The organism is Rhodococcus sp. WY5, from assembly GCF_018588185.1.
Taxonomy (GTDB): domain Bacteria; phylum Actinomycetota; class Actinomycetes; order Mycobacteriales; family Mycobacteriaceae; genus Rhodococcus_F; species Rhodococcus_F qingshengii.
The window spans coordinates 2,308,640-2,328,950 of sequence record NZ_JAAMPR010000001.1 but is presented as its reverse complement, the minus strand read 5'-3'; the positions used below and the strand labels follow the sequence as shown (position 1 = coordinate 2,328,950).

At 62.2% G+C, this 20,311-nt stretch carries 18 protein-coding genes; 8 read left to right on the top strand and 10 right to left on the bottom strand.

The window, feature by feature from the left end:
* Positions 1-115: 115 nt before the first annotated feature.
* The 3 genes from G4D79_RS10825 to G4D79_RS10815 form a co-directional block, all read right to left on the bottom strand.
* Positions 116-1,057, bottom strand: coding sequence for an Ig-like domain-containing protein (locus tag G4D79_RS10825; RefSeq protein ID WP_003939877.1), 942 nt, complete (start codon positions 1,055-1,057; stop codon positions 116-118).
* Positions 1,058-1,779: 722 nt separating this feature from the next.
* Positions 1,780-3,375, bottom strand: coding sequence for an amidohydrolase (locus G4D79_RS10820; protein ID WP_099697558.1), 1,596 nt, complete (start codon positions 3,373-3,375; stop codon positions 1,780-1,782).
* Positions 3,372-4,331: a DMT family transporter gene (locus G4D79_RS10815; RefSeq protein ID WP_064113427.1), complete on the bottom strand. Its 960-nt coding sequence runs from the start codon at positions 4,329-4,331 to the stop codon at positions 3,372-3,374. Before G4D79_RS10815 ends, G4D79_RS10820 begins: the two co-directional genes overlap by 4 nt.
* Before the next feature lie 51 nt (positions 4,332-4,382).
* Here G4D79_RS10815 and G4D79_RS10810 point away from each other — a divergent pair, with 51 nt between their 5' ends.
* Both G4D79_RS10810 and G4D79_RS10805 read left to right on the top strand, forming a co-directional pair.
* Positions 4,383-4,940 (top strand): TetR/AcrR family transcriptional regulator, encoded by a 558-nt coding sequence (locus tag G4D79_RS10810; protein WP_099697557.1) that lies wholly within the window; start codon positions 4,383-4,385, stop codon positions 4,938-4,940.
* Between the two features lie 208 nt (positions 4,941-5,148).
* Positions 5,149-6,789 (top strand): ABC-F family ATP-binding cassette domain-containing protein, encoded by a 1,641-nt coding sequence (locus tag G4D79_RS10805; RefSeq protein WP_030535189.1) that lies wholly within the window; start codon positions 5,149-5,151, stop codon positions 6,787-6,789.
* 68 nt (positions 6,790-6,857) lie between these two features.
* On the opposite strand, the gene G4D79_RS10800 is transcribed toward G4D79_RS10805, so the two are convergent.
* From G4D79_RS10800 to G4D79_RS10775, 6 genes are all read right to left on the bottom strand, one after another.
* A complete protein-coding gene (locus G4D79_RS10800) occupies positions 6,858-7,346 on the bottom strand; it encodes a nuclear transport factor 2 family protein (RefSeq protein WP_065455223.1) in 489 nt (162 codons plus the stop codon).
* A gap of 26 nt (positions 7,347-7,372) precedes the next feature.
* Entirely contained in the window at positions 7,373-8,686 is a 1,314-nt protein-coding gene (locus G4D79_RS10795; protein WP_007731424.1) for an MFS transporter, read from the bottom strand.
* A gap of 76 nt (positions 8,687-8,762) precedes the next feature.
* Positions 8,763-10,220 (bottom strand): FAD-dependent oxidoreductase, encoded by a 1,458-nt coding sequence (locus G4D79_RS10790; protein ID WP_003940616.1) that lies wholly within the window; start codon positions 10,218-10,220, stop codon positions 8,763-8,765.
* Positions 10,217-10,999, bottom strand: a complete 783-nt coding sequence (locus G4D79_RS10785) for an SDR family NAD(P)-dependent oxidoreductase (RefSeq protein ID WP_037128614.1) — start codon at positions 10,997-10,999, stop codon at positions 10,217-10,219. The genes G4D79_RS10790 and G4D79_RS10785 overlap by 4 nt, the downstream gene beginning before the upstream one ends.
* Positions 10,992-11,828, bottom strand: a complete 837-nt coding sequence (locus G4D79_RS10780; protein ID WP_007731420.1) for an SDR family NAD(P)-dependent oxidoreductase — start codon at positions 11,826-11,828, stop codon at positions 10,992-10,994. Before G4D79_RS10780 ends, G4D79_RS10785 begins: the two co-directional genes overlap by 8 nt.
* Positions 11,829-11,877: 49 nt before the next feature.
* Positions 11,878-12,327 carry a nuclear transport factor 2 family protein gene (locus tag G4D79_RS10775; protein ID WP_054781475.1) on the bottom strand — a complete coding sequence of 150 codons (450 nt, stop codon included), beginning with the start codon at positions 12,325-12,327 and terminating at the stop codon, positions 11,878-11,880.
* Positions 12,328-12,465: 138 nt separating this feature from the next.
* Between G4D79_RS10775 and G4D79_RS10770 the strand changes: the two genes are divergently transcribed.
* From G4D79_RS10770 to G4D79_RS10745, 6 genes are all read left to right on the top strand, one after another.
* Entirely contained in the window at positions 12,466-13,188 is a 723-nt protein-coding gene (locus G4D79_RS10770; RefSeq protein WP_003939719.1) for an IclR family transcriptional regulator, read from the top strand.
* Between the two features lie 114 nt (positions 13,189-13,302).
* Complete coding sequence (locus G4D79_RS10765; RefSeq protein WP_007731415.1) at positions 13,303-14,268, top strand: pirin family protein; 966 nt, start codon at positions 13,303-13,305, stop codon at positions 14,266-14,268.
* Position 14,269: 1 nt separating this feature from the next.
* Positions 14,270-15,016, top strand: a complete 747-nt coding sequence (locus tag G4D79_RS10760) for a pirin-like bicupin family protein (RefSeq protein WP_099697556.1) — start codon at positions 14,270-14,272, stop codon at positions 15,014-15,016.
* Between the two features lie 115 nt (positions 15,017-15,131).
* Complete coding sequence (locus tag G4D79_RS10755) at positions 15,132-15,914, top strand: pirin-like bicupin family protein (protein WP_003940511.1); 783 nt, start codon at positions 15,132-15,134, stop codon at positions 15,912-15,914.
* Between the two features lie 44 nt (positions 15,915-15,958).
* Complete coding sequence (locus tag G4D79_RS10750; protein ID WP_099697555.1) at positions 15,959-16,885, top strand: PaaI family thioesterase; 927 nt, start codon at positions 15,959-15,961, stop codon at positions 16,883-16,885.
* 66 nt (positions 16,886-16,951) lie between these two features.
* Positions 16,952-17,908: an intradiol ring-cleavage dioxygenase gene (locus G4D79_RS10745; protein ID WP_099697554.1), complete on the top strand. Its 957-nt coding sequence runs from the start codon at positions 16,952-16,954 to the stop codon at positions 17,906-17,908.
* A gap of 13 nt (positions 17,909-17,921) precedes the next feature.
* Here the strand turns inward: G4D79_RS10745 and G4D79_RS10740 are convergent, their stop codons facing one another.
* Positions 17,922-20,282 carry an excinuclease ABC subunit UvrA gene (locus G4D79_RS10740; protein WP_099697553.1) on the bottom strand — a complete coding sequence of 787 codons (2,361 nt, stop codon included), beginning with the start codon at positions 20,280-20,282 and terminating at the stop codon, positions 17,922-17,924.
* Positions 20,283-20,311 lie beyond the last annotated feature (29 nt).

Here is a 20,311-nt window from a genome sequence, read left to right as displayed (position 1 = left end):
TGGGAAATGAAGCCGCCGAATTGAATTCGGTGACCGAGAAGGTTGGCGATGCGCGGAGATGGTCGAGATCGCCCCGCGCATCGCGAGGTCTAAGTGGCCGGTTGGGCCGGAGTGGTTATCCGCCGAGGCTGCCGAACAGGTCGAGACTTCCGAGCGAACCGGTGCTACTTCCGAGCGAACCGCTGCTGCTGCCACCCGGATCGGTGGTTTTCGCCGTGACCTTCACCGTCACCGCGGTAGAGGCCGGGCTGGTCCCACCCTCATTTGTCGCAGTGGCGGTGATCGGATGACTGCCGGGCGTGGTGATCGTCAGGTTGCAGCTGAAGTTCCCACTCGTATCCGCGGTGGCGGTGCAGGTGGCGCCGCCTCCGGTCACGGTGACGGTACTGTTCGGCTCTGCCTTGCCGGAGACCTTGACGGGTGTGCCCGCCTCTACTTCGGCCGAACCCAGAGTCAAACCGGTCGGCGCACTGGGAGCAACAACGACGGGCTCGCCCTCCACCAGGACGAGACCCCAGCCGGGGTTGATCTCGTATCCCTGCAAAACTTCGCCGGCAGGGATGCCGATCATGAAACCAGCCATCACGTTGGCGTTCTGTGCGAGAGGCGTTTTCACCAGCTCGATCCGCGTCGACGAATTCGCATTCGGCCCGATCACGAACTGCTGGCCGACCTGACCGTCGAGCTTGCCCCGCACTGTCGCAGTGCCGCCGCCCGAGACGGACCAGCTCTCACTGAAAAGAGTGAGCGTGGCAGGAAGGTCGCAGACATTACGAACATTGAAGGCCAACTGCGTGCCCTCGTCACCGGGGATCGGGATGTAGTCGGTTCCACTGGGATCGAAGGCCGCCGGCTTCACCCAGGGTCCACCGTTCTGGGACATCTCCAGGCACTGGTCGGTGATGTCGTCGCCCGGGGCGGCCGCGGCGCTACCAGGTGCAAGCAGCGCACCCGAGGTCGCGAGGAGCAGTGCAGCCGGCAGAGCCGCCAACACAGCAGTGGCGCGCCGGGGGAGACGGGATTCTCGTCCGTCCCCGACCGGGAAAAATCGAGGCATGTGAAGACTCATTTCGTCTGTCCCGTTGCCGGGCATTGGGTGAAGAGATGGCGGAACGAGGTACATCCGCCATCGGTGCCAAACATGTTGCAGAAAGCTTGCGAGCCGAACCGTGACGCTGTGCATGCCCTCGCTCATACATAGCAACCGCTCCGCTTCGGATCAATTTTTATCACACGTATCAGCTTTTGTGGCGGTTTTACTGGTCAAACGTTCAGAAGGAATTTCGACACCCCTCAAGGGCTAATTCTGCACCCTGACCAGTACCGTTAGAAATAGTTAGCTGTGCATCACAACTATTTACCGAAAAGTGTTCTGCGATCGAACGGGCGATTCATTCCGATCCAAACAAGAACAAGTTCTAGATACTCTTGGTATGTCCGGGAATCCACGAACGAACTCGCCGAGAACAGCGACCCTCGAGCAAACAGAAGGATCGAGCCGTTTCGAGACCCCCGCATTTCGTCCACTAGCGCCACGGACACGGGCGCCATCGATCGCTGCGCCCCGCCGGATCGGCCGGCCAGGACAAACTCTCGCGCGCTCCGAAACCAGCACTCCACCAATAACTTTGTCCGACCATCGAATCGCGACTGCCCGTTCTGCATCCAAAGCTGTGGGCCGGGAAGCAAATTCGCTCCCCGGCCCACGTGCATCTACAGTTGCGAAGCCGGTAAGGAGTTGACTACCGGCACCCAATCCCAAGGTAAAACGACGAGCATCTACGCCCCGAAGACGGTCTCACCTCCGACAACCGTGCGCAGGACCGACAGTTCATTCAAGTCTGTCGAATCGCTGCGCAGCGGATCTCCGTCGAGCACAACAAAATCCGCCAAAAGTCCCACCGCTATCCGACCTTTGTCCGATGACTCACCGGTGAGACGAGCGGCTGCGCTTGTGTAGCCGGCCAGCGCCTCGGACGCGGAAACCCGTTGCTCCGCACCCAGAACGCGACCTTCTCGCGTCACACGATGTACGGCGGTGTTCATCGTGAAGAGCGGGTTCACTGGAGTGACAGGGCAGTCGCAATGCAGCGCGTAGGCAAGCCCCGCCGCCACGACCGACGCCACGGGGCTGATCCGCTCGCCGCGACCCGGTCCGAGAAAACGATCGCGGTGCCGGTCACCCCAGTAGTAGACGTGGTTCACGAAGATCGACGCCACCACCCCGAGTTCGACCATCCGCGCGATCTGATCTTCCCGCAACGTCTGAACGTGCTCGAGTCGATGCGAAACTTCGATGTCCGGGTGCGCCGTCCGTGCCGCTGCAATTGCGTCCAATACAAAATCGATGGCCTGATCACCGTTGGTATGAATCGCAACCTGTCGGCCGACAGCGTGATGTTCCTCGACGAGTGCCCCGAGCGCGCCTGCCGGGATTGCCATTCCGCCGCAGTGGCATCCGCCCAGATCGTGGTACGGCGCGGTCAGCGCAGCGGTGTGCAACTGAATCGACCCGTCCGAAATGAGTTTGACGCCGCCCACACGAACTCGCTCGGTCGGATCGGCGAGTTCACCCAACTGATCGTGAACCCCGTGGCCGAGATAGAGGCGCGCACGCAGCCTCAAGTCACCATCGGCGTCGAGTTGCCGGTACGCCTCGTACATCTCGGCCGTGACGTACATGTCGTGGAAACTCGTCACGCCCACCGACGCCATGACTTCCTGCGCCCGCAGCATCGCGATCTTGGACGCATCCGGGTTCATATCCGGAACAAGTCCGTGCACCAGAGACATTGCCGGAACCTCGCACAGTTCACCGGTGGGTACACCGTCGCTGTCCCGAACGATGACACCACCCTCCGGATCGACCGTGGTGGCATCGATTCCGGCCTTCTCCAGTGCGACCGAGTTGACATAGATCCCGTGAGCAGACAAGTGCCGCACCAGGATCGGATGCTCGGTGGAGGCTTTGTCCAGATCAGCTACGGTCAGGCCTCGATCTTCCGCCACGAGGCTGTCGTCGAAGCCCCACGCTTCGATGGGCTCGCCAACTGGTGTGATCGCGGCCCGCGCGGCCAACGCCGTGATCAACTTCTCGATGGTCGGGCACGTACTCGTCGTTGCGTCGACCCCACTGAGCATCAAACCCCACATCATCGGATGAAGGTGCGTCTCGATGAACCCCGGCACAACCACCGCTCCGGCGAGATCGACAACGGAGGTTTCGGAATCGGTCAGCGCCGCGATCTCGGCGTCAGTTCCGAGGGCGACAAATCTGCCGTCCTTGACTGCCACAGCGGTCGCGTTGTCGCCGACCGCACCGTCCATGGCCCTGATGTCGCCGTTGATGTAGATGTGGTCAGCCGCAGTGGTCATACGCTTGTCTCCATTCGTTTTCCGACAACAGTCGTCGAGGATTTCTTCGCGGGTATCCGCGTCGCCACAACCACTCCGGCCAAAATCATTCCGGCACCCGCAAGTTGGACGAGAGTTGGGGTCTGTGCAAGCAGCACTGCGCCGAACAACAGTGCTGACGCCGATTGCAACACGAGGCTGGCGGCGACTGCACTTGCAGGCAGACGCTGACTGGCGCTGGCTACCAGCAGCCACCCGATCACCTGAGATACCAACGCGAGCAGCACAAGCCAGCCTTGAGCTACGAGCGAAGGGGTCAGATCCAAAGTTCCACTCACGAGGCCGTATGCACCTGCCGTGAGGGCAGTGGCTCCCGTCGAGACGAACATCGGCAACGCCGTTCTGCCCGCCGCCCGAGTAGCCAGACCCATGAGGAAGATGTAGACCGCGTACGCGCCTGCGGCGATCACGGCAAACGACACTCCGACAGCAGGATTCGACCCGGTGAGCGTTGTGCTCGTCCCGGCTACCAGAGCAACTCCGACAAAGAGCAACGGAAGGCTGGCGACCAGTTCCCGGCCGATCCGTTGGCGCAGGACAACGTAGCCGAGGATTGCGACGAACAGCACCTGCAAATTCAGGATCACAGTCGAAAGACCTGCCCCGATCGAATGAATCGACTCGTGCCAGAGCACCAGATCGATTCCGAGGAACGCGCCGGCAAGTAGAGACTTCACGATCCAGGGCGCCGAGACCGAAGGCCGGGGTGACCGACGACGCTGAACGAGCACGAGCATGCCGAGAGGGATGAGCGCATAGAGACACCGAAAGAATGCACCCGTCGACGGAGACACTCCTGAGAGTTCGTAGAGCACCGAGGTCAACCCGAGGATGCATGCACCGGTGACGACTACGCGCAGGTCACGACGGCGTAGTTGATCGCCGGACAGCTCGCGTGGCGATACTTCATCACTCATAGTGATAATGTATCACCGACGCGAAGCCTGTCATACAGGGAAGATGCGTGCATGAGAACTCCGGTTACCCGTGAACGCGTGATCGCTGCCGCAGCCGATCTGGTCGACAGCAAAGGCGCCGACGCTCTGGTACTGAGTCAACTCGCCGAGACCCTCGACGTCCGGCAGTCAGCGCTGTACAAACACGTCGACGGGGTCGACGACGTCCACCATCAACTCAGCCTCCTCGCACGCAGCCTTCTCGCCGAACAACTGCGTGCCGCCGCGGTCGGTCTCTCGCGCGACGACGCCGTCATGGCGCTCGCGGACGCATGGCGTGCGTTCGTCCGAGCACACCCCGGGCTCTACGCCATCACCGACCGCTACCCCACTGCTCCGCATCCCGATCTGGTCTCCGCCGTCGGCGAGGTGGTCGACGTCATCAACAAGGTGATCGCGGGATACGGTCTGAGCCCGGATGATTCGGAGCAGGCGGCGTGGTCTCTTCGCAGTGCGCTGCACGGCTTCTGCATCCTCGAATCGGTAGAGGGACAACCGGCCGGCACCGACCCGGATCGGGTGTATCGACGACTGGTCGAACTTCTCTGCGCCGGTATTGCTCGTATGTAGATACCGGCTCCTGTTATCGTCGGATGAAACAACACAGACCAAAAAGGATCAGACATGGTTGGTGAACTCGACATCTCCGGATAAAACCGGGCATGACGGCCACCGGCAGACGCCTCGGAGCGCTGCCGTCGTGGCCATGTTGTCGTTCACTTACCCGACTCTTCGCGGAGCAGCGTTGCCGCGCCCGCACAACACCTGAGGTCTATTCATGTCCGATACCTACATCGTTTGCTCGAATCTGTCTTTTGCCTGGCCGGACGACACTCCGGTCTTCGACGAATTGTCATTCACCGTGCCCGGCGGCCGAACCGGGCTGGTGGCCCAGAACGGCGTCGGGAAAAGCACTCTGCTCAGATTGATCGCCGGCCAGTTGCGGCCGCGCGCCGGCAGTGTGTCCGTCGACGGCGTTCTCGGATACCTTCCGCAGGACCTGCCACTGACGGGCGATCTGACCATTGCCGAGGTCTTGGGCATCGCCCCGACGCTCGCTGCGTTGGACGCAGTCGAATCCGGGGACACACGAGAAGAACACTTCACGACAATCGGGTCCGACTGGGATATCGAGGAACGAACGCGAGCCCAACTCGGTCGACTCGGTTTGGCCGACATGACGTTCGATCGTCGCCTCGACACTCTGAGCGGCGGGCAGGTCGTCTCGCTCGGACTGGCGGCGCAACTCCTGCGACGCCCCGATGTCCTTCTCCTCGACGAACCCACCAACAACCTCGACCTGGACGCGCGCCGCAGGCTTTACGACGTTCTCGACGACTGGAGTGGTTGTCTGTTGGTGGTCAGTCACGATCGAGGACTACTCGACCGCATGGACCGCATCGCCGAACTTCACAGCGGCGAGATCAGCTTCTACGGTGGCAATTTCACCGACTACGAAGCCGCGGCACGCTCGGCTCGCGAAGTGGCGGAGAAGAACATCCGCAACGCCGAGCAAGAGGTCAAGCGCGAGAAGCGCGAACTGCAGCAGGCCCGAGAACGTGCTTCGCGACGCGCAAGTAACGCTGCCCGCAATCTCGGGAACGCGGGCTTGCCCAAGATCTTTGCGGGGACCATGAAGCGCAATGCTCAGGAGTCGGCAGGCAAGGCCAACGAGACACACCTCGCCCGGGTCGACGCGGCGAAGGACCGACTCGACAAAGCGGGCCGCGCTCTTCGAGACGACCAGACGATTTCACTCGAATTGCCTGGCACACATGTACCCGCCGGCCGGACGGTGTTCCTCGGTGAGCGAATGCAATTCGCGTTCGGTGATCATGCGATCTTCGCCGACTCCGGAATCGACCTGGCCATTCGAGGACCGGAGCGTATCGCGTTGACCGGGCCGAACGGCGTCGGAAAGTCGACGTTGCTACGCATCGTCAACGGGGATGTGGCGCCGACTTCCGGTGAGATCACGCGAGCCGACGGTCGAGTGGCATACCTGTCGCAGAGGCTCGACCTACTCGACCCCGCACGCACCGTCGCAGAGAACTTTGCCTTGTCTGCTCCAGGCCTACCGGCACCGGAACGCATGAACATCCTGGCGCGCTTCCTCTTTCGGGGTGCGGGTGCTCATCTTCCCGTCGCTGCACTCTCAGGCGGTGAACGACTGCGGGCTACATTGGCGTGCGTTCTCTTCGCCGATCCGGCCCCGCAGCTGCTTCTTCTCGACGAGCCGACCAACAACCTCGACTTGGTGAGCGTTGCTCAACTCGAAAGTGCCCTGAATGCATATCAGGGGGCGTTCGTGGTGGTCAGCCACGACGAGAGATTCCTGGCCGAGGTCAAGGTCGAACGCTGGCTCAGGCTCTCGGACGGCCGTTTGACCGAGGTCGCCGCACCAGGCGCAGTGGGCTGACACGAGAAGTGAACAGGCGAAAGGCCTTCACACACGATGTGTGTGAAGGCCTTCGTCTGCACTACTGGTCAAGGCTTCCTGGTGTACACCGGATCGTCGAAGGATCGACGTTGCGTCACCCAGTCCGTGGACAGGATGTTCTCGATCACGTCTTCACGGGATTCGTCGAACACGACAATCCGATCGGCGATTCGCCATTCACCATGGCGCCTTTCGAACCTGTCGACGTAACGGCATTTGATCGTCGCAAGCGTCTGCACCGTATCCGTACCGGAACGCTCTTGCCGCAGAAAGCACAAACAGTACGACTCGCAATGAGCGACATCGCCGTTGACGTCGATCAGTATGTTGGAAATGCAGTGAATCGACGAGTCGATCGTCTTGTGTCTGAGCTTCATGTCTTCGATCAGCCCGTCGACGGTTCCGATGTAACCACCGTGGTTGTCTATCGCGTCGTCGAAGTAGCAGAGGGCCACGCTGTCGAAATCCTTCCGATCGACGGCCCGAGCGTAGCGATACAGAACTTCGGTGATTTCTTGCTTGTCAGCGAGGGACACGGTCAGGCTCCTGTTCTACCCGATGATCAATCAACCTGCAGTTCAACACCCTTGGTCTCCTTGATGAAGAAGACCGTGACGAGGGTGATCACCGCACAGAAGACGAAGTATCCAGCCGGAGCGAGAGAGTTACCGGTCAAGCTGATGAGATAGGTGGCGATGAAAGGCGCGGTGCCACCGAGGAACATGTTGGTGACGTTGTTACCCAATGCCAGACCGCTGTACCGCACAGATGCTTTCAGCATTTCGACATAGGTCACGTACGAAGCACCGTTGACAACGGAAACGCAGATGAAGAGCACTGACTGACCGACAACCGCCTGCCAGATGCCAGAACCGGCCATCATCATGAACATCGGGATTCCGAGAACCACTGCGGCGGCACTACCGGCGAACAGCACCGGCCGACGCCCGTACTTGTCTGCCATGTATCCCGAGATCGGCAACGTGATGACGCCGAGAACCAGTGCAAGAGAGGTGGAAAGGAAAGCAACGCGCGACGAATGACCGCCGGTGGTCTGCAGGTACGTCGCGGCATACACCGAGGCGATGTAGTAACCGCCGGTGATGAGTGCGCCCAGCAGGATGATCTTGACGACGCTGCCACCGGAGGTGCTGAGCAACTCACGGATGGGAAGCTTCTTGGTCTCACCCTTGTCCTGCAGTTCTTCGAACTGAGGAGTGTCTTCCATCTGGCTGCGGATCCAGATACCGATGCCACCGATCAGCAGGCTGAGCAGGAACGGGATACGCCAAGCCCATTCGAGGATCTGCTCTTGCGAGAACACCGACGTCAGGCCGAGGGCCATGAGCGAAGCTGCCAGCGAACCCAGGTAGGTGCCGGTATTGACCATCGAGGTCTGCGTCGCACGCCACCGTTTGGGAGCGGACTCGGAGACGAACGCGTTGGCGCCGCCGAGTTCACCGCCAGCCGCGAAGCCCTGCAGGCAACGAGCCAGAACCAGGATGGACGTCGCCCACACACCCAACGTGGCGTAAGTCGGCAGCAGGCCCATTCCGGCTGTCGCGAGAACCATCAGGAGGATGGTCCAGGACAGCGCGTTCTTGCGGCCGTACTTGTCGCCGATGTGGCCGAAGAAGATGCCGCCGGGCACGCGTAGGAAGAAGGCCACGGCGAATGCTGCAAAGGTACCGAGCAGTGCTGCGTTCGGGTCATGGGAAACGAAGAACAGCGCGGCGATCGTCGTGGCCATGTATCCGTAGATACCGAAGTCGTAGTACTCGACGACGGTACCGACGATGGCCGCGCGAATTACCTTCGTCGTCGACTGTCGTTCGGTTGCCACGCTGCTGCCCTCGGTGGATTCGGCTCTCGCCATGGTCTCATTCTCTGACATGTTGTTCCCTGCCTGGATTGGATACTGACTGGATTCGGTGCCGCGCAGACGTCGGACGTCAGGAGTGCGCGATGGAATGGACCGGTGCGCTCTCAGCGCTGGTCCTGGTGTAATTCGCCGCATTACGTCCCGCTACGCGGCCCATGGTCAAAGCGTTGGCAACCGCATTGCCGCCGCCCACGTATCTCAGTCCGAGGATTCCGGCGCCGGCCTCACCTGCGGCGTACAGACCCTCGATAGGTACTCCGGTGCTGCCGAGCACGGCCGCATCGGTGTTGATCTCCATTCCCGCATGCGTACAGACGAGCTCTGCCGGAAGGATTTTCGCGGCATAGAACGGAGCTGTCGCAATAGGATCCGGATTGCCGACGGCACCCTTGTTCCGCAACGTGCGATGGCGGAGGAAGTCGTCGTCGTGACCGCTGGGCAGTTGGTCGTTCCATCGACGCAGGGTTTGCGCCAACGTCGCAACCGGAACACCCGTAGCCACTGCGAGGTCTTCGATCGTGTCCGCACGAATCGTGCCACCGGCGGCAACTTCTTCCTCGATGCGTTCGGGATTCCAATCCGCATATCCTGGAGCCAGATTCACGCGAGCGTTCTCGTCGAAGATCATCCAACCGTATCCACCCTGATGGTCGATGATGCCGGTCGAGACCGCGTACGAGCTGTCCTCGTCCATGAAACGACGGCCGTCCTGGTTGACGTAGATCCGCGACTTCGGCGGAAAGCCGGCCTGCCAGTGGTGGAATCGCTGGAAGTAGACGGTGGGCAGCATCAGACCCCAGCCGTCGCCCGCCAGGGAAGCACCGAGGTCTTCGGCAAAACGAAGATGGTCTCCGCGGCTCCCCTCGGCTGCGACGACGAACAAGGCCTCTCCGGCCTTGTTCGCGTCCGGGAAGTGGCGTTCCACCAAACCCGGATCTTGCGCGAATCCACCGGAGGCAACAACGACGGCGCCCGCAGGCACCTCGATGTCGTCGGCGACAACACCGACAACCCGACCGTCTTCCTCGATCAGCTTCTGCACCCGTGTTCCGAAGATGACCTCGATCCCGTGCTTACGACGAGCCTTGTCCAGCACCTGAATCAGTCCGTATCCCTGATCCTTGGGCACGTGGCCGCGCCAGACGTCCTCGACGCCGGCTTGGGCGAGTCCCGGCTGGTGAGCGTTACCTGAGATCGCCGCGGGAATCTCGACGCCGAGTCCGATGAGCCATTCCAGTGTCGGACCGGCGTTTTCGCAGAATGCACGAATCAATCCGGGTGAGAGCATCCACTGGTTGAGGTCCATGTAGTGCTGGAAGAACTTCTCTGCCGAGTCGTCGACTCCGAGGCCGGCCTGCACGCTCGTTCCGGCGGCCGTGAAGATACCGGCCGACAGCGCGGTGGATCCACCGAGTTCGGTTTCGGATTCGAACAGCAGAACGGATGCGCCTTCTTCAGCTGCCGACACCGCAGCGGCGAGACCTGCTCCGCCGCCACCGATGACAACGACGTCCCAGTGTTCGGTCATGAAAGTTCTCCAGTCTCCGCGATGATGCGGTGGTAAAGACCGTTCGACACCAACCCGCCGTCGACAGTGAGTTCCGTACCGGTGGTGTAGGTCGAACTGTTCGAGAGCAGGAACAGCACTGCTTCGGTGATCTCGTCGAGAGTTCCCATGCGTCCGAAGGGAACCGACTTCAGTGACGCGGCGACGAAGTCGTTCGCGCCGCCGAGCAGCGCCGTACCGACCAGTCCCGGGTGCACCGAGTTGACGCGAATCCCCCACTGCGCGAAGTTGCCTGCGGCCGACTTCGACAGACCGGTCAGACCCCACTTGCTCGACGAGTAAGCCGGAGAGAAGTATCCGATCTGACCGGCGATGGACGAGATGTTGACGATCGATCCGCCACCACTCTCGCGCATCAGCGGCGCCACCGCCTTCATACCGTAGAACGGGCCGAAGAGGTTGATCTTCATGGTCAGCTCCCAGATGTCGTTCGGGGTGTCCATGAATTCGAGCCGACGCGAGATACCGGCATTGTTGACCAGTCCGCCGAGTTCCCCACGGGTGGTGCGAATTTCGTCGACAACCCGGTCCCAGGCATCGGCATCGGTGACGTCGAGAAGATGAGCGGATGCCGATCCGCCTGCGGCGACGATGTCGTCGACCACGCCGGATGAATCCGAAACATCGGCAATGCAGACATGCGAACCGCGCGCGGCGAGAGTGCGCGCGTGATGCGCCCCCATCCCGGCAGCACCGCCGGTAACGAGAACGACGCCGGGATATGTCGTGGACTCAGACATGCCGCGAACCACCGTCCACCGCAATGCTGTGCCCGGTGACGTAACGCGCGCTGTCCGAGAGCAGGAACAGCAGCGGGCCGAAGACCTCTTCGGGCGAGCCCAGACGATGCAGTGGTACCGCGTCGAGTGCGTTCGCGAGCGCGATCGGATCTTCCTGGACCCACTTCGTCATCGCCGTGTCGATGTAGCCGGGTGCAATGGAGTTGACCCGAATACCCTTGTCGCCGAACTCCACTGCGAGAGACTCCGTGAGGTGCGCAACGGCAGCTTTCGACGTGCAGTATGCGCCTCTCCCCTTCCGCACACGCAGCGCAGACACCGAAGACATGTTGACGATGGCGCCGCCGGGACCGAGGTGACGTGCCGCCGCCTGAGCACCGTAGAGCACTCCCTCGACATTGACACTCAGCGTTGCGCCGATCTGCTCCGGGGTGATCTCCTCGGCCAGCGCAAACGGGAAGATACCCGCATTGTTGATCCAGAAATCGACCCGGCCGAACTCCTTCAACGCCAACTGCGCAAGCAATTCATGCTCGTCGGGCTTGGTGACGTCGACCCGAGCTCCGACGACGCGACCCGGCTTGTCCGCCAGTGCATTCGATTCGAGGTCCGTGTTGATTCGTGCGGCCGTGGCGAGCATCTGCTCTTCGTTGATGTCGGCGCCGACGACATGTACGCCGCGCGTTGCCAGTCCTTCGGCGAACGTCGCACCCATACCCTGAGCCGCGCCGGTCACCACTGCGACCTTGCCTGCCAACTCCGGGTACACCGCCGACATCTGCGTCACAACGGTACGGCCCGGGTTCGTCTGGTCAGAGCTTTCGGTCATGATGTACTTCTCCTACTGAATATTGTTGTGCAAGAAACATTTCGGTACTTCAAGCTTGTTCGGACGCTCGGGGCGCGTCGTCGCGGGAGACGGTGCGGCGGGCGATCTTCCACCCCTCACCGACCCGCACCACGTGATCTGTGACAGTTGTCATCCGCACCAGTCGCGAGTCTCCGCCGCGAGCGGTGGCAACGATCTGCAGGTACCCGTGCACTGTGAGAGCACTCTCGTCCACCGCCTCGACGACGAGATTGGTCAGAACGTGGCGATGCACCTCGTCGGCAGCTTCCGCCGCAGCGAAGAAGCGAGCAGCAAAAGCCGCAAGGTCGTCGAAACCGACCACAGGTTCCGGATAACTGGGGGAATGAAACTCACCGCCATCGGTGAATGTCTGCGCCCAATCCTGCTGGCGCCCAGAGTCTATGCAATGACTCTGGTGGCCGTACAGCTGGTGAATTGCGGCAACATCCTCCGTTGCCACGACGCTGTAGTTGCTCATGAAGGTTCTCTCCGAACACGCTGTGCTGCATCCACCCGAAGGTTGTGCAGCTCCGTAAAGTGTGCGATAATCGCACACACTGTGCGATATGTTCAAAGCGTAGGTGGCATACCTCACAAACGTCAAGAAAGGGATTTGATGTCAGAGCTGAGCGAGGAACACCGACCGCGCAAAAGCGCAGTTCAAGTGGACTCGAGCATGTCGAAAACGCTGCACCACGGACTCGAGATCTTGGAACTCCTGACGTCCTATCCGCACGGTTTGTCAGTCACGGACATTGCCGACGGAGTGGGAGTCCACCGGACTGTCGCACATCGGTTGATCCGCACGCTCGAGGCTCATCACCTGTGCCGCAAGGACTCCTTCAAGCGCGTCACTCTCGGCGCCGGCCTGGTCACCCTCGCCGAACCGGTGGAACAGGATTTGCGCACTCTCGCTCGCCCGATACTTCAAGAACTTGCCGAGGCCACCGAGGCGACAGCGCACCTGGTGGTCCGCGAGAGCGATACCGAAGTGCGCGCGCTGATGGTGGTCGAACCGCGCAGCGCCAAGGTTCACGTCGCGTTTCATCCAGGGCAGGTCGATCCGATCGACCGCGGCTCCGCCGGGCTTTCCATCCTTGCCTCACTCCCGCCGACGAGCGGGGAACGAGAGGAAGTGACGGCGGCACGCGCACGCGGCTACGCAGTGACCGTCGGCGAGGTCATCCCGTCCGTCCTGGGAATCTCAGCGGTGATCCCCGGCCGACGCCGCGACGCCATCTCCAGCCTCGGAATTTCCGTCTTCGACTCCGAGGACCAAGCAGCGCTGGGCGCCGAGGTCATGGCAGCGGCAAAAACCCTCGGCAGCATGTTGCGCTGATCCGAACACCAGTCGAGCCCCGGGAATACCCGGGGCTCGACTTTGTTGACTCCGAATGAGATAGTTGAACAATCAACTACCTGACATCAGCTTCACGGATACAAGGAGTACGACATGCCTGCTGTGACAGTCGAGAACATCTTGGCCCTGCCCCGTCTCGACGAGCCGGCAGAGTCAGCAGTCGACCGCCCCGTCAAGAGCATCACCACCGCACCGGTCGGATACGAAGGTGAAGGCTTTCCCGTTCACCGCGCCTTCGCCGGCATCGACCTCTCCGCCCTCGATCCCTTCATCCACATGGACCAGATGGGCGAGGTCAACTACGCACCCGGAGAACCCAAGGGCACACCGTGGCACCCGCACCGCGGCTTCGAAACCGTGACCTACATGATCGACGGCATCATGGAGCACCAGGACTCCAACGGTGGCGGTGGCATTATCGGCGGCGGCGACACCCAGTGGATGACCGCGGGTGGCGGCATCCTCCACATCGAAACTCCGCCGGAGCACCTCGTCCTCAGCGGCGGCCTTTTCCACGGCGTCCAACTGTGGGTCAACCTGCCTCGCGACAACAAGATGGCATCTCCGCGGTACCAGGACATCACCGGTAACAAGGTGGCCCTGCTTTCCTCGCCGGACGGCGGAGCCTTGGTACGCGTCATCGCCGGAGACATCGCCGGCCACGCCGGACCCGGATCGACGTACACACCCATCGCGCTCTCCCACACGACTGTGGCCCCGGGTGCGAGCCTGACGCTTCCGTGGAACCCCGAGTTCAACGCGATCGTCTACGTCCTCGCCGGCGAAGGCACGGTCGGGGCCGAGCGTCGGCCCATTCGTGTCGGACAGACAGCTGTCTTCGGACGCGGTGACTCCATCACCGTCGCCGCTTCCGATCGCCAGGATTCACGGACCGAATCTCTCGAGGTATTCATCCTCGGCGGCAAACCGATTCGTGAGCCCATCGCGATGGCCGGGCCGTTCGTCATGAACACCAAGTCCGAGGTCATGCAGGCCTTCGAGGACTTCCAGGCCGGACGCCTGGGATCCATCCCGGCGGCACACGAGACGCTGAGCTGACATGTCGTCGGTAGTCGTCCAGCGAGCTGACGAACGTGCGCGTCTCAACTACGGCTGGCTCACGGCGCGTCACAGTTTCCCCTTCGCCGGAAACTTCGATCACGCCGCGTACGCGCACGGACTTCTGTTGGTGAACAACGACGACATCATCGAAGCCGACTACGGTTTCGACACTCATCAGCACCGCGACACCGAGATCGTGACGTGGGTGCTCAGCGGATCTCTGGTTCACCAGGATTCCGCTGGGCACTCCGGAGTCATCCATCGCGGACTCGCGCAGAGAATGAGCGCCGGTACCGGAATCCTGCACTCCGAGCGCAACGATCGCTTCCGGGCCGACGGCTCACGTGTCACCGAGCCCGTTCACCTCGTCCAGATGTGGATACCCCCGGACGAATCCGGAGTGACTCCGAGCTATCAGGAACTCGACATCAACTCCGAACTCGACGGCGGTGGCCTGATCACCCTGGCGTCGGGGATGCCCGCGCATCGCGACCACAGCGCGATCAGCTTGCACAACAAACATGCGGCACTGCATGTTGCTCGCCTCGAGACCGGTGGGTCGGTATCTCTCCCGGATGCGCCGTACGTGCACGGCTTCATCGCCGGTGGCACTGTCGACGTCGAGGGAGTCGGATTGCTCGGTCCGGGAGATTCGTTGCGACTCAAGGATACTGGCGGTCAACGAGTCGAGGGAATCGGCGATGCGGAGATACTCGTGTGGGAGATGCACGCGTCGACGAACTGACGACACCACCGAGTACGCCCAATGTTCGGACTACACAGCAGGTTCGTCGTAGGGTGGATGCCGGTCGTGGCGGATCCCGATTGTGGTGGATCCCGGTGGTACAGAAGGAGGAGCCATGGCATCTGGTCGAGCACAGGCCCCACGGACGACACCGCACATCGATGTGCACCGCTCCGGCGATCGCTTGAAATCCCGCGTCTCCTGGCTGGATTCGAAACATTCGTTCTCGTTCGGACAGCACTACGATCCGGACAACACTCATCACGGATTGCTGCTCGTCAACAACGACGACACCGTACTGGCGGGAACCGGTTTCGACACCCATCCGCACAAGGACATGGAAATCGTGACCTGGGTGCTTCGCGGTTCGCTCGTGCACCAGGATTCCATCGGCCACACCGGCGTCATCTATCCGGGACTCGCCCAGCGCATGAGCGCCGGTACCGGAATCATGCACAGTGAGAAGAACGATTCGTGGCGTATCGGCGGCGAACAGCATTCCGACCCCGTGCATTTCATTCAGATGTGGGTGGTACCGGACGAAGGTGGACTGACCCCCGGTTACGAACAGCTCGAGATCGACGACGAACTGCTGCGCGGCGGTCTGATCCCGGTTGCCTCCGGGATGGAGCGCTACAAGGATCATTCGGCGATTCGCATCAACAACAAGAACGCCGCCATGCATGTCGCACGCATTCTGCCGGGCACCTCCGTGAATCTTCCGGGCGCACGGTTCCTGCACGTCTTCGTCGCGCAGGGCACTGCCGAGATGGAGGGCGTCGGCACACTGTACGAGGGCGATGCTGTCCGGTTGAGCGATTCGGGTGGCCAGCAGCTGACCTCCGACGCCGGGGCCGAAGTCCTCGTCTGGGAGATGCATTCACGTATCGGTGGTTGAGACCCGGTCTCGGCAGGACTCGGCGCGCTGGAGATACTCGACGGATGAGCATCGACAACTCCGCCGCGTCCGTCAAGAAGCTTGACCCACTCAACACATTGATGGGTGTGCGCGCCGTTTCGGTCGAGCCCGGGGACCTGGCCTTCGCGCAGGCCGTCGGCGAGCGATTCCACGATCACCGTGGCAAAACCGTGCTCGGTTCCATCGGAGTCATGATCGACGGTGCCATGGGCGGCGCGGTGTACTCGGGACTGACCTCGGGCCATCAGTCCGTCCTCGCGCAGGTCACGGTCAGTGCGGGCGCCGACATCCCCGACGTCGCGGACGTCGGTGCCACCGGAACACTCGTGCATCTCGACGACGGCGTCGGACTCGCATCCGGGCAACTTCGCGACGAGAACGGCACCCTTCTGGCAGTGATGGCCGGTCGCGCCATGGTGGTCTCGCGTCCCCCCGTCGTGGGAATCGACGACTACGTGGAGGGCGAGCCGCTGCCCGTCCCGACGCCGGAGAAGACAAGCAACCTGAGCGGGTTGTCCGGGTCCGACGTCGTCGAAGGAATCCGCGACGGCAAACTCGAACGCGGTCCACTCGCCGGTCTCCTCGATCTTGCTGTCGTCGACGTGACCCCGGGTTCCGTCGTCGGTGAGTTCGCACCCGTGGCCTGGATGGCCAACCCGTTGGGCGCCGTTCAGGGCGGTGTCCTCATCTCGGCAGTCGACGCCATCACTGGCCTGTCTGCCCAGACCCTGACCAGCGTCGACCAGGACTATCGCGTCCTCGACCACAAGATCGACTTCCTGCGCTCACCCGACATCGGCGGGCCGGTCTTACGCGCCGAGGCCTCCGTGATTCGTGCCGGGCGCAGGCTCGCGCTGATCGAAACGCGCATCGTCGACGCCGGCGGACAGGTCTACGTACGGGCCACCTCGAGCATCCAGATGCTCTCCCAGCAAGTTCACAGCGGATAACCAGTTCCGCACCAGGTCGCCCGTCCACCATTGAGACAACAGCCCACACAATGGAGGTACAGCGGCGTGAACAAAGACATCGAAGCGAGCAGGCTACGCGTGAGCCGTCGACGGGCCCTCGCTCTCGGCGGAACCATCAGTCTCGGCGGGCTCATCGCAGCCTGTTCCGGTAACAGTGGCACCGCGACGACGACTTCGGCCGCGGCTGCATCGACGACAACCACTTCCGGCGCTTCCGCAGCGGCCACGTCCGGCGATGCCGTCACCGCACTTCTGGCCAAAGCACCGCAGTGCGTCATGAGCAAGGAAGAGACGCAGGGTCCCTACTGGTTCGACGTCGACTCCATTCGCGGCGACATCCGCGAGGACCGTCCGGGCACCACGCTGCAGGTTGCGATGCGCGTGCAGGACAACAGCCAGTGCAACGTCGACGGCAGCATCGGCGCGGTCAGTAACGCCGTCGTCGAGATCTGGCACTGCGACGCCGGCGGCGTGTACTCCGGCTTCGAATCCGGTTCGCTGAGCGCCAACGGCGGCGGCGGCGGTGGCGGCGGAACTCCCCCGGCCGGCGGGATGGGTGAACCTCCGTCAGGTGCACCCGGAGGCGGAATGGGCGGTGGTATGGGAGGGTCCGGTGAGACCTCCGACGGTTCGTACAGCGTCGGCGACACCGAAGCCACCACCACCGACGACGGCACCTATCTGCGCGGGGCGCAGACCACCGATGCAAACGGCATCGCACAGTTCACCACGATCTTCCCCGGCTGGTACATGGGCCGCACCACCCACATCCACGTCAAGGTTCACATCGACAAGAAGACGGTCCTCACGTCGCAGACCTTCTTCGACGAGACCCTTCTCGACGAGGTGTACTCGCAGTCCCCGTACAGCGAGCACACCGGTCGTGAGAACAACACGAACAACGCCAGTGACGGCATCTACGACGACACCGGCCTCATGACCGTCGAAAAGCAATCGGACGGGCCCTACCTCGCCGTCATCAACCTGGGTATCGACGCCTGAGGTAGGAGCCCGGTCAGCTGCCGACGTATGCCGCGAGGTGCTTTCCGGTGAGTGTGGAGCCGTCGGCGACGAGCTCCTCGGGAGTGCCTTCGAAGACGATCCGACCGCCGTCGTGACCGGCTCCAGGGCCGAGGTCGATGATCCAGTCGGCGTGCGCCATCACGGCCTGGTGGTGCTCGATGACGATAACGGACTTACCGGAATCGACGAGTCGATCGAGCAGGCCGAGCAACTGCTCGACGTCGGCCAGGTGCAGTCCGGTGGTCGGCTCGTCGAGGACGTACACGCCGCCCTTCTCACCCAGGTGGGTTGCCAGCTTGATGCGCTGACGCTCACCGCCCGACAGCGTCGTCAACGGCTGGCCGATCGTGAGGTATCCGAGCCCCACGTCGACCAGTCGGACGAGGATCTTGTGCGCAGCGAGGGTCTTGGCCTCACCGTCGCCGAAGAACTCCTCGGCCTCGGCCACCGACATCGTGAGAACCTCGTTGATGTCCTTGCCACCGAATTTGTATTCGAGTACCTCGGCTTGGAAGCGCTTGCCCTCGCACTCCTCGCAGAGAGTGGCAACGCCGGCCATCATCGCCAGGTCGCTGTAGATGACGCCGTTGCCGTTGCACGTCGGGCAGGCGCCCTCGGAGTTGGCACTGAACAGCGCCGGCTTCACGCCGTTGGCCTTCGCGAATGCCTTGCGGATCGGGTCGAGCAGCCCCGTGTAAGTCGCCGGGTTGCTCCGACGCGAGCCGCGGATCGCACTCTGATCGACCGACACCACGTCTTCGCGTTTCGCGAGTGAGCCGTGGATCAGCGAACTCTTGCCCGACCCGGCGACGCCGGTCACCACGACCAGTACGCCGAGCGGTACGTCGACGTCTACATCTTGGAGGTTGTGTGAGTTCGCTCCACGAATCTCGATTGCTCCGGTGGACTCCCGCACGGTCTCTTTGATTGCGGCCCGGTCGTCGAAGTGACGGCCGGTTACGGTGTCGCTGGCACGAAGGCCCTCGACGGTGCCCTCGAAGCAGACGTTTCCGCCGGCGCTACCCGCACCCGGACCGAGGTCGACGATGTGGTCGGCGATCACGATCGTCTCCGGCTTGTGCTCGACCACGAGCACGGTGTTGCCTTTGTCGCGCAGGCGCAGCAGTAGGTCGTTCATCCTCGCGATGTCGTGCGGATGCAGGCCGGTGGTGGGCTCGTCGAATACATACGTGATGTCGGTGAGCGAGGAACCCAGGTGACGAATCATCTTGGTGCGCTGAGCTTCACCGCCGGAGAGGGTTCCCGACGGCCGATCGAGACTGAGGTAGCCGAGTCCGATCTCCACGAACGAGTCGAGCGTTTCACCGAGCGTCGTGAGCAACGGCGCGACCGAAGGCTCCTTCAGTCCGCTGACCCATTCCGCGAGATCGCTGATCTGCATCGAGCAGGCGTCGGCGATGTTGACGCCCTTGATCTTCGACGACCGCGCCCCCTCGCTCAGTCGCGTCCCGTCGCATTCGGTGCAGGTGGTGAACGTGATCGCCCGCTCGACGAAAGCCCGGATGTGGGGCTGCATCGCGTCGACGTCCTTGGCCAGGAACGACTTCTGAATCTGCGGAATCAGACCCGTGTACGTCAGGTTGATGCCTTCGACCTTGATCTTGGTCGGCTCTTTGTAGAGCAGATCGTTCAGTTCCTTCTTGGTGTACTTCTTGATCGGCTTGTCGGGATCGAAGAAGCCGCAGCCGCGATAGATCCGGCCGTACCAACCCTCCATGCTGTAACCGGGCACCGTGATCGCACTCTCGTTGAGCGACTTGGTGTCGTCGTACAACGCGGTCAGATCGAAATCGTTGACCGCCCCTCGTCCCTCACACCGCGGACACATGCCGCCGGTGATCTTGAAGCTGCGACGCTCTTTCGTCTGACGTCCGCCGCGTTCCATCGTGACCGCGCCTGCTCCGGAGATCGAGGCCACGTTGAACGAAAACGCCTGAGGCGAACCGATGTGAGGCTTTCCGAGACGGCTGAACAGGATGCGGAGCATCGCGTTGGCGTCGGTGGCGGTTCCGACGGTCGAGCGCGGGTCGACTCCCATCCGCTGCTGATCGACGATGATCGCGGTGGTCAGGCCGTCGAGAACATCGACGTCCGGCCGCGCGAGCGTCGGCATGAATCCTTGAACGAAAGCGCTGTAGGTCTCGTTGATCATCCGCTGCGATTCCGCGGCGATCGTACTGAACACCAGCGAACTCTTCCCCGAACCGGAGACGCCGGTGAATACCGTCAGCCTCCGCTTCGGGATCTCGACACTGATGTCTTCGAGGTTGTTCACCCGCGCGCCTTGCACGCGGATCAAATCGTGGCTGTCTGCGGTGTGCAAGGCAGTCATCGTGTCTCCATCTGTCAGTCGATCGCCGA

What these genes read in the sequence shown, in the direction of transcription:
- G4D79_RS10805 (WP_030535189.1), top strand. Translation starts at nt 5,149, where the DNA reads ATGTCCGATACCTACATCGTTTGCTCGAATCTGTCTTTTGCCTGGCCG.
- G4D79_RS10775 (WP_054781475.1), bottom strand. Translation starts at nt 12,327, where the DNA reads ATGAGCAACTACAGCGTCGTGGCAACGGAGGATGTTGCCGCAATTCAC.
- G4D79_RS10815 (WP_064113427.1), bottom strand. Translation starts at nt 4,331, where the DNA reads ATGAGTGATGAAGTATCGCCACGCGAGCTGTCCGGCGATCAACTACGC.
- G4D79_RS10785 (WP_037128614.1), bottom strand. Translation starts at nt 10,999, where the DNA reads ATGTCTGAGTCCACGACATATCCCGGCGTCGTTCTCGTTACCGGCGGT.
- G4D79_RS10810 (WP_099697557.1), top strand. Translation starts at nt 4,383, where the DNA reads ATGAGAACTCCGGTTACCCGTGAACGCGTGATCGCTGCCGCAGCCGAT.
- G4D79_RS10740 (WP_099697553.1), bottom strand. Translation starts at nt 20,282, where the DNA reads ATGACTGCCTTGCACACCGCAGACAGCCACGATTTGATCCGCGTGCAA.
- G4D79_RS10760 (WP_099697556.1), top strand. Translation starts at nt 14,270, where the DNA reads ATGTCGTCGGTAGTCGTCCAGCGAGCTGACGAACGTGCGCGTCTCAAC.
- G4D79_RS10755 (WP_003940511.1), top strand. Translation starts at nt 15,132, where the DNA reads ATGGCATCTGGTCGAGCACAGGCCCCACGGACGACACCGCACATCGAT.
- G4D79_RS10770 (WP_003939719.1), top strand. Translation starts at nt 12,466, where the DNA reads ATGTCAGAGCTGAGCGAGGAACACCGACCGCGCAAAAGCGCAGTTCAA.
- G4D79_RS10780 (WP_007731420.1), bottom strand. Translation starts at nt 11,828, where the DNA reads ATGACCGAAAGCTCTGACCAGACGAACCCGGGCCGTACCGTTGTGACG.
- G4D79_RS10825 (WP_003939877.1), bottom strand. Translation starts at nt 1,057, where the DNA reads ATGCCTCGATTTTTCCCGGTCGGGGACGGACGAGAATCCCGTCTCCCC.
- G4D79_RS10820 (WP_099697558.1), bottom strand. Translation starts at nt 3,375, where the DNA reads ATGACCACTGCGGCTGACCACATCTACATCAACGGCGACATCAGGGCC.
- G4D79_RS10765 (WP_007731415.1), top strand. Translation starts at nt 13,303, where the DNA reads ATGCCTGCTGTGACAGTCGAGAACATCTTGGCCCTGCCCCGTCTCGAC.
- G4D79_RS10795 (WP_007731424.1), bottom strand. Translation starts at nt 8,686, where the DNA reads ATGGCGAGAGCCGAATCCACCGAGGGCAGCAGCGTGGCAACCGAACGA.
- G4D79_RS10790 (WP_003940616.1), bottom strand. Translation starts at nt 10,220, where the DNA reads ATGACCGAACACTGGGACGTCGTTGTCATCGGTGGCGGCGGAGCAGGT.
- G4D79_RS10750 (WP_099697555.1), top strand. Translation starts at nt 15,959, where the DNA reads ATGAGCATCGACAACTCCGCCGCGTCCGTCAAGAAGCTTGACCCACTC.